This window comes from Providencia sp. PROV255, assembly GCF_028478065.1.
In the GTDB taxonomy this organism is placed as follows: domain Bacteria; phylum Pseudomonadota; class Gammaproteobacteria; order Enterobacterales; family Enterobacteriaceae; genus Providencia; species Providencia rettgeri.
On sequence record NZ_JAMPMI010000012.1, the window covers coordinates 1 to 15,362 of the forward strand.

At 40.7% G+C, this 15,362-nt stretch carries 12 protein-coding genes, 1 tRNA gene and 3 pseudogenes; 3 read left to right on the forward strand and 13 right to left on the reverse strand.

From position 1 onward, the window contains the following. Positions 1-555: 555 nt before the first annotated feature. On the reverse strand, positions 556-1,113 hold the full coding sequence (locus PR725_RS14365; RefSeq protein ID WP_004266220.1) for a tyrosine-type DNA invertase: 558 nt from the start codon (positions 1,111-1,113) through the stop codon (positions 556-558). 339 nt (positions 1,114-1,452) lie between these two features. Here PR725_RS14365 and PR725_RS14370 point away from each other — a divergent pair, with 339 nt between their 5' ends. Together PR725_RS14370 and PR725_RS14375 are read left to right on the forward strand one after the other, a co-directional pair. Further along, positions 1,453-1,815, forward strand: a complete 363-nt coding sequence (locus tag PR725_RS14370) for a YibL family ribosome-associated protein (protein ID WP_109912301.1) — start codon at positions 1,453-1,455, stop codon at positions 1,813-1,815. 349 nt (positions 1,816-2,164) lie between these two features. After that, a pseudogene (locus PR725_RS14375) lies at positions 2,165-3,185 on the forward strand (IS3 family transposase); the annotation flags it as partial. Between the two features lie 876 nt (positions 3,186-4,061). Here the strand turns inward: PR725_RS14375 and PR725_RS14380 are convergent. The 10 genes from PR725_RS14380 to PR725_RS14425 all read right to left on the reverse strand — a co-directional run bounded on the left by PR725_RS14380 (position 4,062) and on the right by PR725_RS14425 (position 13,360). Continuing rightward, positions 4,062-5,231: a hypothetical protein gene (locus tag PR725_RS14380; protein ID WP_109912300.1), complete on the reverse strand. Its 1,170-nt coding sequence runs from the start codon at positions 5,229-5,231 to the stop codon at positions 4,062-4,064. A 79-nt stretch (positions 5,232-5,310) separates the two neighbouring features. Then, entirely contained in the window at positions 5,311-7,905 is a 2,595-nt protein-coding gene (locus PR725_RS14385; protein ID WP_272569519.1) for a fimbria/pilus outer membrane usher protein, read from the reverse strand. A 114-nt stretch (positions 7,906-8,019) separates the two neighbouring features. After that, positions 8,020-8,850 (reverse strand): fimbrial biogenesis chaperone, encoded by an 831-nt coding sequence (locus tag PR725_RS14390; RefSeq protein ID WP_117162897.1) that lies wholly within the window; start codon positions 8,848-8,850, stop codon positions 8,020-8,022. After that, positions 8,826-9,590, reverse strand: a complete 765-nt coding sequence (locus PR725_RS14395) for a fimbrial biogenesis chaperone (protein WP_109912298.1) — start codon at positions 9,588-9,590, stop codon at positions 8,826-8,828. The genes PR725_RS14390 and PR725_RS14395 overlap by 25 nt, the downstream gene beginning before the upstream one ends. 10 nt (positions 9,591-9,600) lie before the next feature. Next, positions 9,601-10,200 carry a fimbrial protein gene (locus tag PR725_RS14400; protein WP_109912297.1) on the reverse strand — a complete coding sequence of 200 codons (600 nt, stop codon included), beginning with the start codon at positions 10,198-10,200 and terminating at the stop codon, positions 9,601-9,603. Positions 10,201-10,229: 29 nt separating this feature from the next. Next, positions 10,230-10,808 carry a fimbrial protein gene (locus PR725_RS14405; RefSeq protein WP_117162896.1) on the reverse strand — a complete coding sequence of 193 codons (579 nt, stop codon included), beginning with the start codon at positions 10,806-10,808 and terminating at the stop codon, positions 10,230-10,232. 8 nt (positions 10,809-10,816) lie between these two features. After that, the gene (locus PR725_RS14410; RefSeq protein ID WP_196719955.1) at positions 10,817-11,389 is read right to left on the reverse strand and encodes a fimbrial protein; all 573 of its coding nucleotides are present in this window, start codon (positions 11,387-11,389) and stop codon (positions 10,817-10,819) included. Further along, the gene (locus PR725_RS14415) at positions 11,373-12,095 is read right to left on the reverse strand and encodes a fimbrial biogenesis chaperone (protein WP_272569523.1); all 723 of its coding nucleotides are present in this window, start codon (positions 12,093-12,095) and stop codon (positions 11,373-11,375) included. The genes PR725_RS14410 and PR725_RS14415 overlap by 17 nt, the downstream gene beginning before the upstream one ends. A 75-nt stretch (positions 12,096-12,170) precedes the next feature. Further along, positions 12,171-12,695, reverse strand: a complete 525-nt coding sequence (locus PR725_RS14420) for a fimbrial protein (protein WP_109912293.1) — start codon at positions 12,693-12,695, stop codon at positions 12,171-12,173. Between the two features lie 308 nt (positions 12,696-13,003). After that, positions 13,004-13,360 (reverse strand): helix-turn-helix domain-containing protein, encoded by a 357-nt coding sequence (locus tag PR725_RS14425; protein WP_109912292.1) that lies wholly within the window; start codon positions 13,358-13,360, stop codon positions 13,004-13,006. Between the two features lie 1,044 nt (positions 13,361-14,404). On the opposite strand from PR725_RS14425, the pseudogene PR725_RS14430 reads away from it, so the two are divergent. Further along, positions 14,405-14,575, forward strand: a pseudogene (locus tag PR725_RS14430) (PAAR domain-containing protein); the annotation flags it as partial. A 180-nt stretch (positions 14,576-14,755) separates the two neighbouring features. Here PR725_RS14430 and PR725_RS14435 read toward each other — a convergent pair. Both PR725_RS14435 and PR725_RS14440 read right to left on the reverse strand, forming a co-directional pair. Next, positions 14,756-14,920 (reverse strand): annotated as a pseudogene (locus PR725_RS14435) (Arm DNA-binding domain-containing protein); the annotation flags it as partial. A gap of 127 nt (positions 14,921-15,047) precedes the next feature. Further along, positions 15,048-15,142 (reverse strand) — tRNA-Sec (locus PR725_RS14440). Positions 15,143-15,362: the final 220 nt, after the last annotated feature.

A 15,362-nucleotide genomic window follows, 5' to 3' on the forward strand; every position in this document is an offset into this window, starting at 1 on the left:
TTATGTTGCATTATAGATTGATTTTTATAGATATTTTATTTATCCAATTGATTATCATTGATAATTGATTAATTTTTTTGTTATATATTATATTGCTGTATTTTACAGCGGAAATTAAAAGTTTTTAACTTACAAAAACCAAAAACATGAATTTATCATCTAAATAATTTCACTTACATCCTACCATTTCACAGAGTGGCTTTATTTAGCAATCAAAAATGGACTATTATTGTAAAAAAAATGATTAAAATATGATAACAATTAGTTAACAACGAAAGTGATTTGCTGTCACTCTTAATTGGAGTAATTAAATCATGATAATTCAAAAAAAAAAAGAATAAATAAAATTATTAACTAATTTTATTTTTAAAGGCTGTGAAATAAATTAGTTGAGTATGTTGTTTGTGGCTTTCAAAATAATTATTGCCCTTAATATGCACAAGAATACCTCAGTTTTATCAAATCAATTGCCTAAATAACTGAGGTATTCTTGGTGTTTAGTTCATATTATTATGTTTAGTGCTAGCCTTATGTTGATACAAGTCATTAAATTGCTTATTGATTCAACCAAATACCACTAAACCTTTTTTCATTACTCGCAGTATAAATTACAGTATGAGCGATATTTCGATGCCCTAAATAATCTTGAATTAATCGTGTATCCCGGCCCAAATCAGCTAATGCATAGCCGCATGCATGCCTTAGCATATGAGGATGAAGCTTTACAGGAAGCCCAGCTATTTTTCCATACTGCTCAAATAAACGATAAATTTGATAACGAGAAATTTGGCTTCCCTTTTGTGAAATAAATAAACAATCTGATCCCGCTGTTTTCCAAGAATCTCTTTCAGCTAGCCATTTTTCAATCGCATTAAACTCTTCGGGAATTATAGGCTGTACGGTAGACAGCCCTCCTTTTAGTCTCCTAATAAATATCACTTTCTGCACTAAATCAATATCAGCCATTGTGATATGAGTGAGCTCGCTAACTCTTAACCCATGCAAAAAGCTCATTAATAACAAGCAATAATCGCGATTAGGATAGCGACCTTGCTTTGTAGCATCCAATAAAGAATTCACCTCTGTACGTGTAATAAATTTACGTTTAGTCATTATGATCTCATCTATACCTCGTTATATTTTGCTATATACCAACGATAAATTAACTAAAAATAATAATTTTTCAGAAAATTAAATATAATATGTCAGAAAGGTCAGTGATGATACCGAAATGCAAGCACTTAATCATGATATCACTAAGGCATAAAAAAACAGAATTGTGAGTGGTTGAGTGATAAGTTGATTTATAAGGTAATTATGTTGTTTTCATTGCATGAATGATGAGCGATAAAGGCGTCCTCACATGGGGTGTTAGTCTATATCCCTTTTCACCCTCTAATACGAAATAGTGTATACTTGCCGACAAGAAATTTATTCACGGTTAATTAAATAATGAAAGAAATTGAAAAAACACAAATTAAGCTTCTTAGCGACCGCTTAGACCTTATTCGTCACCAGATGGCAAGTATGCAACTGACGAGCGATGCAGAAAAATACGCAGAACTCGAAAAAGAAAAAGTGACGTTGGAAACTGAAGTTACTCGCCTGAAAGCAGTGCGTAACCAAAAGCTCAGCAAAGAAGCACAGAAGTTAGTCGATATGCCATTCAAACGCCCAATCACTAAGAAAGAACAAGCCGATCTTGGCAAGCTGAAGAAGTCCGTGCGAGGTTTGATAATTGTCCATCCAATGACGGCATTAGGCCGCGAAATGGAACTGGATGTTATGACTGGTTTCTCTAAGGCTGATTTTTAGTTAGGGAATCAACCTAACTAAAACCTGTAATGACTCACTAATACTAAAAGGTTCTTAGTACACTTTTCGTGGTTATGAACCGTTAGTGAGTATGAGTTCCCTCTTGTTTACTACGACCACCTCAGGTACTAAGCTAATTTTAGCAATTTAACTAAAAATAGTGATTCTACTATTTTTCTACTTTCCTATTTTCAGTAAATCTTTCAGCGCCGCGATATTCGCTCTCGCTCCTTCCGCTTCTTTTAACCGACGACGTTTTTGAGCAAAAATATCAAATTGAAGTGGCTTAATAAATTTGGCCACCTGAATAGAGGTGATATGCTCACCTCATAACAATAAAGATGCCTTAATGAAAAAACGCAATTTCAGTGCAGAATTTAAACACGAATCCGCCCAGCTGGTTGTGGATCAGAACTATACGATTGCTGATGCAGCTAAAGCGATGAATATTGGTCTTCCCACCATGACTCGATGGGTAAAACAGTTACGAGACGAGCGGGCGGGAAAAACGCCAAAGGCACCCCCATCACGCCCGAGCAAATTGAAATACGTGAATTAAAGAAAAAACTTCAACGTATTGAAATGGAAAACGAAATATTAAAAAAGGCTACCGCGCTCTTGATGTCAGACTCCCTGAACAATTTACGTTAATTGGGAAGCTCAGGAGCCCCACCACCTTAGTCATGGCTCAGCAGGCGCAAGGAGTATCGCTATAATGGCAACATACAGAGGCTTGCCGGTAGGCTCATGAAAAAACTCGGACTTGTAAGCTGTCAGCAACCGAGGCACCGCTATAAACGCAGTAGACAAGAACATATTGTTATACCGAATCATCTTGAACGTCAGTTTGCGGTCGCTGAGCCCAATCAGGTGTGGTATGGCGACGTGACTTATATCTGGACAGGAAAACGTTGGGCATATCTCGCTGTTGTACTCGACTTGTTCGCTCGAAAACCCATTGGATGGGCTATTTCGTTTTTGCCTAATAGTCGGTTGACAATCAAAGCACTGGAAATGGCTTGGGAAAGACGAGGATATCCAACGAATGTCATGTTCCACAGCGATCAGGGTAGCCACTATACCAGTAGACAGTTCCGGCAGTTACTATGGCGTTATCGGATAACACAGAGTATGAGCCGACGCAGAAACTGTTGGGATAACAGCCCGATGGAGCGGTTTTTCAGAAGCCTAAAAACGAGTGGGTACCGGTAACAGGCTACATAAGCTTTAGTGATGCAGTTCATAGCATAACGGATTATATTGTCGGATATTACAGCACACTCAGACCTCACGAATATAACGGCGGGTTACCCCCAAACGAATCTGAAAAAAGATATTGGGAAAATTCTAAAGCGGTGGCCAGTTTTGCGTCTCAATTACCAATGAAAATTACTTCCGGTACACAACAGAGTTCAGGGACTGTGTATCGTACCGTTAACATCACAAGCACGGTGGATAAACTCACGATTAATACTGTGCAAGTCAATCGGGGACAATGCTGAGATAGTGTTGGTAACCCCGTTCGTCCTTACGCATTGCCATTTGGTAAAACACAAACATACCGTTATATGATTTATAACGGTATGAGTAGGACGAATTACAATTGTGACATTATCGAGATTGTCATTAAAACCAATCAAGGCGATTGGACCGTTAAACCTTGATTTCTTAATCGGTTATAACGTCATTTTATTTTCTTCATAACGCGTTACGAGCTATTAGTCAATCACTTCAAAAACACTTACCACCGCTATCGATGCTTTTTATTGCGTCGTTAGCGACCTCATCATCAGAACGATCCATTTTATTTTTATCCGTTTTTGAACACACCCATTGCGGGTCATCCTCACTGTCTTTGAATGTTTTTACGTCGAAATAATAGTTCTAACTCAACGTTATCATTCAGTTCGTAAAAAAAGATCACGAGATGTTACTTAATTAAGGTGTGCGCTGTACGAGTTGAATTTACTGAGTGTCGTGAATAAGGGTAAGTCGTACGCAGATAAATAACCAGCTCTTCTATGTATTTTGCAACGCGTCTTGTTGAATTCTCAAGACAGGGAGTGTGTCCTAAGTCCATTAAATGAGGACTCACTCCCACGGGTTTAAAAGTGAAGTCTAATCATGGCTAAACACACAGATTGAAAAATTGAGAAGATAGCCAAGCGCTAACTATTAAGCCCCATGAAAGTCAGTTAGCAATATACACGTTAGCGTAAATGGCTCGACTAAAATACATTCATTACTTAATCCCAATTAATATTAATTGTGGCTTGTGCATTACCACGGCCGAGTAAACTAGCCCCATTGGAACACAGTGACCAGGTCATCGGCACTTTAGTTATACCGTTTTGTACGCCTTTAATCGTCTTCGTGCCACTCGTTCCATTAAAACCAACCTCATTGACGGTATCTGGAGCACAAGAACCACTGGCATTAATGTATCGACCTCTGATATACCCCATCACTTGACTATCACTGTTTGTCACACTTAAACGCCCCCAATAATTGCCTTCAGGAAATTGGCCAGAAAAAGCAAGGGTCATATCAGCGACCGCATCAACCGTATCTGAGGCACAATTAATTTCTAAATCTTTAGACTGTGTAGCCAAGAGTTGATCTGCTGACTTCCCAGTAATATTAACGGTTCCAAAATCAATTGAGGTTGGTGAGACGATTTGACACGCCAAAGGTCGCCTCACCGTAATTGAACTCCCTTGTAAAGTAGATGCGGTGTATTGAACGGTACCACTATCATTTATTAATCCTTGCCCTATAAATAGCTTTGGTATTGTGTACGTTCCCGCTGCGGCGGTCGATGAAGCGTAAACGCCCCAGCTGACTGAGCCCGTCGAGGTCCCCGAACCGCCTTCGATTCGAACCCACCGGTATGGCTCACCAATGTCTTGTAAAATACTGCACCAAAGAGTAGGATTGGACTTTGTCCCAACATTATTTCTCAGTCCTTTACCGTTGGTACTCACACTCGAGTTGTATTTTTTGATATCAGTCTCATTGCCAGTAACACTGTTCGCAAAGCCGCCGGAAGCCGTGACATTTAAATTCATCGGCACTAAAATAACCCCTTCAGCTATTTTTATACCATAGTACCCATCGAGTGACACAACAGGATAAATAGAATAGGTATCAGTACTCCACTTATTTACGGTACCAGAGCACAAACCTGTTGAATCGACTGATCCAGTAAACCCCACCATATTTGGACCAGCGCTTTCATATTTAGCAAAATTTTTTGCTGGTATAGATGTCGTCCAAGTATCGCCCACGTCTAATGGCTGAAAAGCCCCCGCCTTGACGGTGTAGGTTGCTGCCGAACTCACAGAAATATGCAAGCAAGATGTTAAAAACAATACGTGACAGAAAAAAGAAAAGAAAAAATTACGTGCACTTTTCATCGGATATACTCTTATAAAAACAATAATATTTAGGGCGATGACTGATAAAAGCCGCTCACACTCAATGGGCAGATTTATCTTATTCACAACGGTAAGTTGCTTTACGTATCGGGTTGTCTGGCGTTATCTTTAATGAACCCAATTCGAACCTTACGCGGCATTGACGATCGGGTTCATTCCCCCACTTGACAAGGAGTTCACCTTTTTCAGGTAACCCCGCTAAATAAACCTGTCCACCGTCACTCACAATGCCATTAATCGCCGTCTCTTCTGACGGATTATCAGTAATAAGGGTGGCAATCGCCCCAAAAGGCAGCGGTTGGTGATCCGATTGTTGAAGATTCATCAAGACTTGATAGCCTGCGTGGGTAGCAATGTCGACTTTGATGACCGCGCCTTTGGTCGGATAAACGTTAGCATTAGAATAGGTGACATCCACATCGTCTGGGAGCGTTGTCGGATCAATGCCGACACTATTTTGCATGTAGTTTGATAAATACGGAACCACGGCATAACCTTGCCAATCGACCTTATCATAACCGTTCATTAAGCGAGTTCCTGAAGCCTCGGGGGCATAGATCAGCGCGACGGAATCACCGAGCGAGCTCGAAAAGGTGATACCGCCGGAATGCGCTAATAGACCGCCACTCGCATTCATATTGACTGCTCGCGTCTCATTACTATAGCTATACCCACCGCTCAGCGAGCCTTTGCTCCCTTGATACCCGATGTTGGCATTACTCACCGCGGTTTGATTTTGATTTCCCCAACTCTGAGCGAAGCTATATGACATTGCACTGTCCAATGTATTCCCACTGATCCCCATTTGATTAGTGGTCCGGCCTTGGTTATCATGGGTTGTGGTGGCCGTCGCATAAAGCGACGCTAACCCGTCATCATGCCCAAAAATCCGAAAAGGAATACTGATATTCAGGCTAACCTGGCGATTTTCGGGCCAACGCCCCCGCGTATCTTTTATTCTATCGATGTTATAATTAAGGCCAAAACTGATCCCCTTTGCTGTGCCACTATAGCCAAAAGACAACCCAGTTAACGTTTTGCTATTTCCCCAATAATCATCCCGATTAGCACGAAAACGCAATGTTCCATATTCGCCTAGTTGCTGGCTCAGTTGGGTTTGAAAGCTGCTACGCCGGCGTTGTAATGTCCAAGGATTAAGCCCTGAATCGAGACTATAACCTTGACTATTAAATTCACTAAAATTATAAAAGTGTTCCGTAGAATAACGTAACGCCGTCAAGTCGACCGAAGTACCGGTGGCCATCAAACTTTTAGAATACCGTAAACGGTAGGATTGCCCTGTCCTTTGGCGAGTCTCATCGGCGTTGACAGATAACCTTGCAATAGAATGGGTCATGTCTGCAGAGATTGCGCCAAAGGTACCAAGAGACACGCCCGCTCCCCCGTTAACGGCTTGATAATCGGGAGCGAGTAATGCACCACCAAATCCAGTGATCCCATTTTTCAACCCGTACATCAACGTGCCTAATATAAAATTAGAGTGACGAGATCCTTGTGTTAATGCCCCGTTATAACGTCCCGCCGTTAACTCATATTTCCATCCGCCAGGGCGTAACATGGAGGGTAATGCGGTATACGGCACAGTAAAACGTCGCTCTGTGCCGTTAGACTCTGTCACTAAAACATCATAGTCACCAGATAACCCTGCTTGCTGAATGTCATTGATATAGAAAGGGCCCGGGGCGACATAGGTTTCATAAATAACATTACCATTTTGTCGTATCGTGACTCGCGCATTCGTATTGGCAATACCGCTAATGCTAGGGGCATATCCCCGTAATTGACTGGGTAACATTTGTTCGTCTGACTGTAATGTGATGCCCTTAAATTGAACACTATCAAACACTACCCCCCCAGTACTCGCTTCGCCCATCAATAAAGTAGAACGTAATCGACGAATATCTCTAAATAAATAGGTATCCGAAAAGCGCGTCTGTTGTTCAACACGGTTAGCGTTATTATCTGTCCCGTTATTTTTTGTTCGAGTATACGTCGCAGTACTGCGTAAACGCCAAGACGCTAGGTTTATCCCCCCTCGAACAGACGCAAATATGTTATCTGACTGCGTGGTGCTGCCGTTTGATGGCGAATTTCGATTTCGACCTGCACTGATGTTATAGTTTAATAATAATGCGGGGATACCATTATCCCATAAGGTTGGATTATCGCCTCTTATATACTCGGGATCCATGGCGACTTGAGGGACACTAATATCAAGGCGTAAACGCGCCAAATCTAAGGTTGACGTGGCATAAGGGATATACGCCGATACGTTATTTAATGGGGTATCTTGGGATAATGACTTAAGCTCGGGCAGATTGGCAACATTAACGCCCCATGCCTTGAGTAATTTAGGGGTTAACAAAGGTGAAATTCTGTCTTGGCTATTACGTTCAAAGGTGAGATCAAATTGCCCCATATCTTGGTTATTAACGAACACCGAGACCGTATAATTCCCTTCAGCAATGCTGCCCTCTTTCTCAAAAACGGACAAATCGACAGCGTCATGCTCACCACTGATACTCAAAAAGCTGGGGTCAAAATAGTCGTCAGCGAAAACCCAAGACGAGACGCCCAGCGTAGCCCCCGAACTTAACGTACAAAAATAGAAAAAAAGTGGTAATCTCGGCATCCTCGTTACCATCATAAGGTCTCTTCGCTTTATCCCTTGCATACATCAATTCTCATCATCAAAACAGAAATACGGGAAATGAACCGCCAATATCCCGATAGAAACCATCAGGGGTCACCGTGCCTTTAAGGACAGCGGCTGCTTATATTCCTGGCTCTTCACGCCTTCATCGGTAATCATTCGCCAAGTCACCACGCCCATTTTCCCTGTCGTGATTGACGTCTCATAATCTCGAGAAGAGAAAGGCGCCAGCATATTAGCGGTTGTGAGCAAAACCGGTATGCCATCAATATCCACATCACTGACCGTAATGTAATACGGTGTCGGGTTGTCGATACGAAGTACGCTGTGCTCAAAAGAAAATTGCAGTCCCTTTGCTTGGGCGTCTATATCCATATTCAATAGATGGTCGGGGCGATAAAATAATTTAAGATTATTTTGCAGCGCTAAAATAACTTGAGCACTCCCGCTGTCCATTTTTCCTGCTCTACTTGGCGATTGGCTTGGAATGGCTTTTAATGCCAACATAAAAACAGACTCCTTATCTGAGGATAAGTGACTATCAATCAGCCGAATTCGTAGCGTCATTTGCTCTTTGGGATTAACTCTCACCAGTGGCGGAAGAACAATAAAAGGAGAAGAAACCGCTGATTTTTCTGTCATCTGGTGCGCCTTGTCTAAGGATCCATCCCCCCCATTCGACCAAGGTAGTACTCGAGACTGCAAGAGATACACGTTTGACGTGTTATTCGTAACAGTAAAAGAGATCCCTTTTTTTGCATTGCCCGTGTAAATCACCCGCGTACTTTGTAATGCAATACCAGCTTGATTATCCAATTCGTTAGCCTGGGCCGTCATACCACTCAATAGGCATCCCCATAAAAGACCACACCAGATAATTGTCACACCGCGACATAGGCTCATTGCGTTACTGTATTTGTCCATGTAAACCTCTGACTAAGACCACCAAAATCGTTGATGACTGACCATGAAACCTGTTTAATGATAACTTGGGGGGCGTTATAATATTGCGTTGAGAAGGGGGCCAGCATGGCACCTTGTTCTCGAATACTTATCGGTTGGTCATTAACGAAAAGTTCCGCTAACGTCAGGTAATACGGTGTCGGATTTGTAATCTGTAATTGATTTTTACCTTGCTTAACGGTTAATTTTTCTGGCGCAAGGGAAACTGGCATGTCTAACCCTGTCGGCCGATAAAATAATTTGATCACCGTACGTATACCAAACGATACCTGAGTGGTTGTTATCTCGGGGCTTTCTGCCGATTCAGCGGAGGGTTTTACCGACGGGATCGCCAAAAAACTCAAATAAAAAAGAGATTCGCGATCTTTTGCTAAGGTTGACGTATCATTGCGGTTAATTAGCACCGCATTATTACTGTTTTTTTCAAGACGAAATAACGGGGGCGTGACCATAAAAGGGAGACGGTCTGTTGATCTCGCGAGCCCATCGGGGGTCGATAGAACACGACTATCGATAAGGTAAACTTGATCACTTTGGTTATTAATAAGCACTTTCTTGCTTTTAGCGTTTTGTTCAAACACGACGCGGGTTTGGCTCAGGCTTATTCCGCCCTCCGCTAACCCCACTTTAATACTGGCAAAAAAAAGGGAAATAAAGCCAGCGACGATAGCCACCTTAAGTGTGGAATATTGATTGAGCATATTTATGTCCTTAGTCATAGAGAAATGTGAACGTCACTGTGGCAGAAAATTTACCGCCTTGACGTGCCCCATAGACACAATTACCACAGCGTAATACGGCAAAAATGGGGATCGAGGTATCAATAGTGGCAAGTTGCTTTTCTGTCGACCAATTCTCATTGGCTGAGATGGTACCGTTGTATCCTAAATTGTTGTTTTGTTTAAATGACGTATTGCCGTCTGTTTTTAGGTAGACACCGTACCCATCGGAATCCCCAGAGCCTAATTGATTCGATCGAAATAATGTTGAGCCAAACGCCGTCGTTTTATCCCCCGTCACTTTAATTTTGGGGATAAGCCCCCACCCGCTGCAATTACTCAACATAATATTAAAAGAGGCCGATGTTTTAGGGGTTCCCGCTTCTGTTGCGGCTTCAATCTCGGAAGGTAATAGTGGATTTCCATTGTTAAATTGAATAGTTGGCGGAACACTGATACCACACCCGCCTCCAGCAAATAGGGTTGTAAAATTTAATACACTGCTTGCTGTACCCGCGAATAACGCTGGGGAGGATACGCTGATAGCCCCGCCAAGACAGAAGGCTAAATACATCGAATGTGCTGTTTTCATTTTTTATCGTTATCCTGCCGCTAAATACCCTACTCAAATATCACATTTAACATTAATGAGGCTTGAAAACGCCCAGCGATAATCGTTGACTGAAAAGGCCCAACCATGCCCACCCAGAGGGTTGATTCGCTCTGGTATTGGTTATCCGGCGTTAACGAATTCAGTGAAACGACTGTCGTGGTATTACCGATAGCAACATCCGGGCGGTAAAAATCGGCCAAAGAGATGGGTTTTCCATCGGTAGTTTGACGGACCATAAAACCAATCCCGTTGATTTTCTCATCTAAGAAAATCACCTTATAACTATCGGTAGGATAAGGCGTCACACCTTGCAATGTTAATTTAGGTTGAAGAATTTGAGTTTCATTAACACAGGCTAACCTGACCATTAAAGGCTGGATCTCATAGGTTTGTACGGTCCCTTTTAACTGATTCGCTTGAAGGGGTTTAAATCGCAATAATGTTTGGGGAAGTGTAATCTCACACCCAACACCTTTATTGGCGATCACCGCCTCCATCAAAACACTTGGGTTTGTTGTTGAGGCAAATGCATTGGCGATGAAAATTCCCAGAACAATCGCGCCATATTTCAGAAAAAACAGTCGCATTACTCACCTCATTCATACTGGAAATCAAACGTCACGCTAGCATTCAACTTACCTCCAACGCGATCCGCTGCGGTGCAATTAGCACAAGTCAATGCCGCACTGAGTGGCAATGTTCCATTGATGGTTGCTAAATTGGTATTGACGTTCCAACTTTTAACGGCTGAGATTTGTTTGTTTGTGGCTAAGTTTGAGTTTGCTTGGAATGTCGTATTCCCTGCGGTTGATAATAAAATACCGTATCCCACCGCAGTTGATCCTGAATCTAAAAATAAATCTTGACCGTAAGTGGAGTTGACATTCCCACTCACGATAATTTTGGGGGTGACTTTTATACCTTTACAGTTAGCAAGTATTAAATTGAATGTTTGCTTGGTAACATCGGCTTTTGCTTCAATTTGGCTGGGTAAAATAGCTTGGCCGTTATTAAACGTTATCGTCGGTGTCACTGTAATTTCACAAGCACCTTCGTAAGCTATTTGTGCACTGAAATTTACGGTTGCGGCTGACGCGCTCCCCAAGAAGCTCATCAGATAAGCCCCTGTCCCAAGGCCTGTTCTCACTAATCTATTGAATATTTGCATAAAATTTTTCCACCCCGCCATGATCATTAATTGCTTGCCATGTAATCTTGTTCGCCGTATTCACATTCGGATAAACCACTGACCCAAACGGGGGGATCATGGTATTTTGAGCCTCAAGACTCAGATGGATATTATTTTCCCCCACATGCAAAGACGACAATGTGATAAAGTAAGGGCTTGGATTACTGACTGTTAACGACTGACCTTGTCGTGAAAATTTTAATGACGACATGGCCTGCTGTTGACTGATTTCAAAATTTTTCGGTCGATAAAATAATTTAATAATACTGCCCGTCGAGACAACAACGGCACTCTGTGAGTCTGACTGAGACGGTTCATTCCCAGGGTGCCGAGCAGGCAAAGCCATCACTCGGAGATAAAAGAGTGACTCTTTGTCATGCGGCAATATTTGATCGCCCGTCTTAATAATACGAAGTTGGTTTGTCGCCCCAATTTCTAAACGAAATAATGATGGCGAGACGGAAAAAGGCGTTTGTGTATTGTTCCCCTTAATATCGTCTAAAACCTGTGCTTTAACCAAATAAGGGACGGTTGATTGCTGGCTACTGGTAACCCCAATGGTTTGCCCTTTATCCGTATTAGAAAAAATAAGTCGCGTACTATCCAATGAAATTCCAGTAAAGACACTTGCGCAAAAGAAATAGACACCGACAAAACTGATGTTGATGAAACGAAAAAAAACCATTCGCGTGACCCATTAACGGATTAATAGAACAGATAGAACGGATGTGTTCTATCTGCCTGTTTATTTTTTTGAAAATTAGTTAACGATATAAGCCACTAAAATAGGGGCGGTGTACGCGCCACCTATAGGGGATTCAGTGGTGGATGCCATACCCACTTTAAACGTGTATTGTCCCGTGGTATCTTCTTTACCTAAATTAACAGCGACACCTTGTCCATTTTTAACAATGGTTGAGCCATCACTTTGAGTCACCATAAAACCGACTGTATTGGCATCATTATTAACAAAAATATTTTGGTCATTATTTTTGACGGATGTCATTCCTTGAACAATTAACGTGCCGGTTTCACCCGCCGTACATCCTGTTAAAGAAACGGGCATATCCGTAGAGCCGACTTTTTGGTTAATTTTACCTTTAAAGTCTTCCCCTTTAAAAACTCCCATATTAAGAGTTGACTTACCACCATTGACAATCAGATTACAGGTGCTGTTTGTTATTGCGCCTTGTAATGTCACCTCGGCACTTGTGGCGGCATTCGCAACAACAGCAGAACTCAAACCCAGGGTTAATAACGTTGCTGCGACGATTTTCATATTCATACAATGATTTCCTTTATAGAAAATAAGTTTAAAATTAACGTGTTGCATCCTTGTGCCTTTACCATTTTATTTCGGTTAGGGCTAATGAGTGCTAGCAAATGGGCCTATGCCAACCTTTCGATTTATAGCCCCAAAATCAACCATTCCTGCACTCAGTGAGTGCGGCTCGACTGGATAATTTTGGGGTCACAATTCATCCATACAGAAAACAGTCACATAAGGTGATGCCCTCATTCTCGGTGATGACGCGCCCTTAATCCCCAGGCCGCGTCTCCCTATATCAACATGCCTATACATTTAGTAAGCGGTTAACGAAAGACGCTAGAAACGTCCTTTACCAATTCAGCCTCATTCTGTTGAGACAGCGGAATAATCACATCCTGAATAAAGCACTCCCACGACACCGATAAAATAGACAAAATTTGGTTGAGCTGGTGAAGATTGATGGACGTAACACCACGCTCATAACGTGAAACATGTTGCTGACTAATTTTTAATTGCACCCCAAGTGCTTTCCCTGAAAAACCTCGGTTCACTCGCTTATTACGAATAAATTTACCCGTAGCCACGTTCAGCCGCTTAGGTGAAATACACGGAGAATCAATACATGCACCGGGATCACTGTGCACTAATGCATAGTGTGACGGCGTAGTAATGAAGGTCATAATAATGCTCCTTACACTGTTAGCAAAAAATCACTTAGTATATTGAAAAAAATATGTATCCCCAGAAATCGCGCTAAAATAAAATGCTATAATGTCTTCATTTTCAATAAATATTAATGAGCGGTATTTCACCATTAAATTATAAAAATAAAAAAAAACACTCGCGAGTAAAAATAAAATATAATAAACAATCTCAACCAAGATATTATTTATCAACGAATTTAAAATCAGTGTTAACTGATATTAAAATAACGAGAAATATTAATAAAAAGATAAAAATTAAATGAATAAATAAACCACCTCAAGTGAAATTGACTTATTAGAATATAGAGCCACATCCTAAATGGGTAAAGCTGGTTGTACCTTTGGATAGACTGATAATGATAGTTAGTAGCTATTAATCATATAGTGATTGATCGTCACAACAGATCATAATGGGGCGGCAAATATTAACAATCTTTATAACACATTGTTATATAGTGGTATTTAGGTTTATCCTTTATAGGTGTATTTCATCATTGCCAATCTCAAATTTAATTTAGGGTGGTTATTGTAACGTAATTGACCACTGCGTCAGAAATAATTACTTACATCCTGTAATTAAATGGATGTACTTTATAATATCTTGTAGTCTTATTATTTTAAGATTTTTTCGTTTTAAGAAAAAAAAGAGCGAAAAATGATCAATGATTATTTATTTTTTATTAAGAATAAATAATCATTGCTTCTAAAATAATCGATTTTAACTAGCATAGTTATAAAAATTGATTAATGGGATATGTCACTCTAAATTAATTGCTGAAACACTTGTTATATCGTCATTTATAAATTAGGTATTTTTTATCTGTCATTACTGATTAATCAGATTATTGGCCATGTGTTCAATGTGTTGATGGGAGTATTTTTAAGATAGGCAGAGATTTCTTGCAAATCGATGGATCCGTGCACTGAAGATTTATTTCAAATATAAATATGATTGATGATAAACAGTGCGATCTACATTTTGAATACTTTGGATTTCATGAAATTGGATAAGAGGGGAGTATACGTAGCACAGTGAAGGCCCGTAAAATTATTTTTAAAAATGATACGACGAATACCAGGAGTAAAAAACCTCAGGCTTCTTCTCTCGCCAAACAAACTCAAGACGTCGCTTGTGTGGGCGACTCTGTCTATTGCCCTTCATGTAAAAAAATAGGCACTATCGTTGAAGGGGGATAGCTTAATATTAGCACTCAGAATAAAAAATAAAGTCTAGGTAATAACCACCTTTACGAATATTCGTAAAGGTAGCTAAATGATATTATTTAGTTTGAATTGTGCTCTAACTCATCCATGTAATCTGCATACCACTGCATCATTTCCCTGCGCCCATCTATATACTGAGCAAGGTTAAACACCAATAGAAAGCATTTTTTCTTTGCCTGCAAAGCGATACTTCATTCTCCAATATTTAGAACCATTGCGATTAACTATCAGATATAACCCACCTGAATCAGAAAATTTGTAGGGCTTATCTAGCGGCTTTGCCGTTTTAATTTTTATATCACTCAGAGCCATAACAAAACCTCCGTAAGCCCTGGTTGATGTGGGGTAATTCCAGTTGAACTGAGTTGACTATGATTTGCTTTTATATGTTGAATTTAAAGGGTTTAATTGACTTCAATGGAGGTATGTTGAACTTGAGTGGCGGAAGATCACAGGAGTCGAACCTGCCCGGGACTGCTGGCAGCCCCAACTGGATTTGAAATCCAGCCGCCTCACCGGAGACGACGATCTTCCTCTATAGATTGGAAAGTGATTATAGACTGAATTCATTATTTTCCAAAGCATTGAAACTACAACTATTGCCTTTATTGATAAAAGCCAACAAAAAACCCATTTATTGATAAGTGTTAATAAGAAAAAACGTTAGATTGATATTGAGGTTTGTACATCTGCCCCCATATACTTTCTTATATTCGCTATGGCGTACTGGTTATATGATCCATAACATTAACCC

Coding starts and splice junctions, on each gene's coding strand:
- PR725_RS14365 (WP_004266220.1), bottom strand. CDS start 1,113: ATGACTAAACGTAAATTTATTACACGTACAGAGGTGAATTCTTTATTG.
- PR725_RS14370 (WP_109912301.1), top strand. CDS start 1,453: ATGAAAGAAATTGAAAAAACACAAATTAAGCTTCTTAGCGACCGCTTA.
- PR725_RS14380 (WP_109912300.1), bottom strand. CDS start 5,231: ATGAAAAGTGCACGTAATTTTTTCTTTTCTTTTTTCTGTCACGTATTG.
- PR725_RS14385 (WP_272569519.1), bottom strand. CDS start 7,905: ATGCCGAGATTACCACTTTTTTTCTATTTTTGTACGTTAAGTTCGGGG.
- PR725_RS14390 (WP_117162897.1), bottom strand. CDS start 8,850: ATGGACAAATACAGTAACGCAATGAGCCTATGTCGCGGTGTGACAATT.
- PR725_RS14395 (WP_109912298.1), bottom strand. CDS start 9,590: ATGCTCAATCAATATTCCACACTTAAGGTGGCTATCGTCGCTGGCTTT.
- PR725_RS14400 (WP_109912297.1), bottom strand. CDS start 10,200: ATGAAAACAGCACATTCGATGTATTTAGCCTTCTGTCTTGGCGGGGCT.
- PR725_RS14405 (WP_117162896.1), bottom strand. CDS start 10,808: ATGCGACTGTTTTTTCTGAAATATGGCGCGATTGTTCTGGGAATTTTC.
- PR725_RS14410 (WP_196719955.1), bottom strand. CDS start 11,389: ATGCAAATATTCAATAGATTAGTGAGAACAGGCCTTGGGACAGGGGCT.
- PR725_RS14415 (WP_272569523.1), bottom strand. CDS start 12,095: ATGGTTTTTTTTCGTTTCATCAACATCAGTTTTGTCGGTGTCTATTTC.
- PR725_RS14420 (WP_109912293.1), bottom strand. CDS start 12,695: ATGAATATGAAAATCGTCGCAGCAACGTTATTAACCCTGGGTTTGAGT.
- PR725_RS14425 (WP_109912292.1), bottom strand. CDS start 13,360: ATGACCTTCATTACTACGCCGTCACACTATGCATTAGTGCACAGTGAT.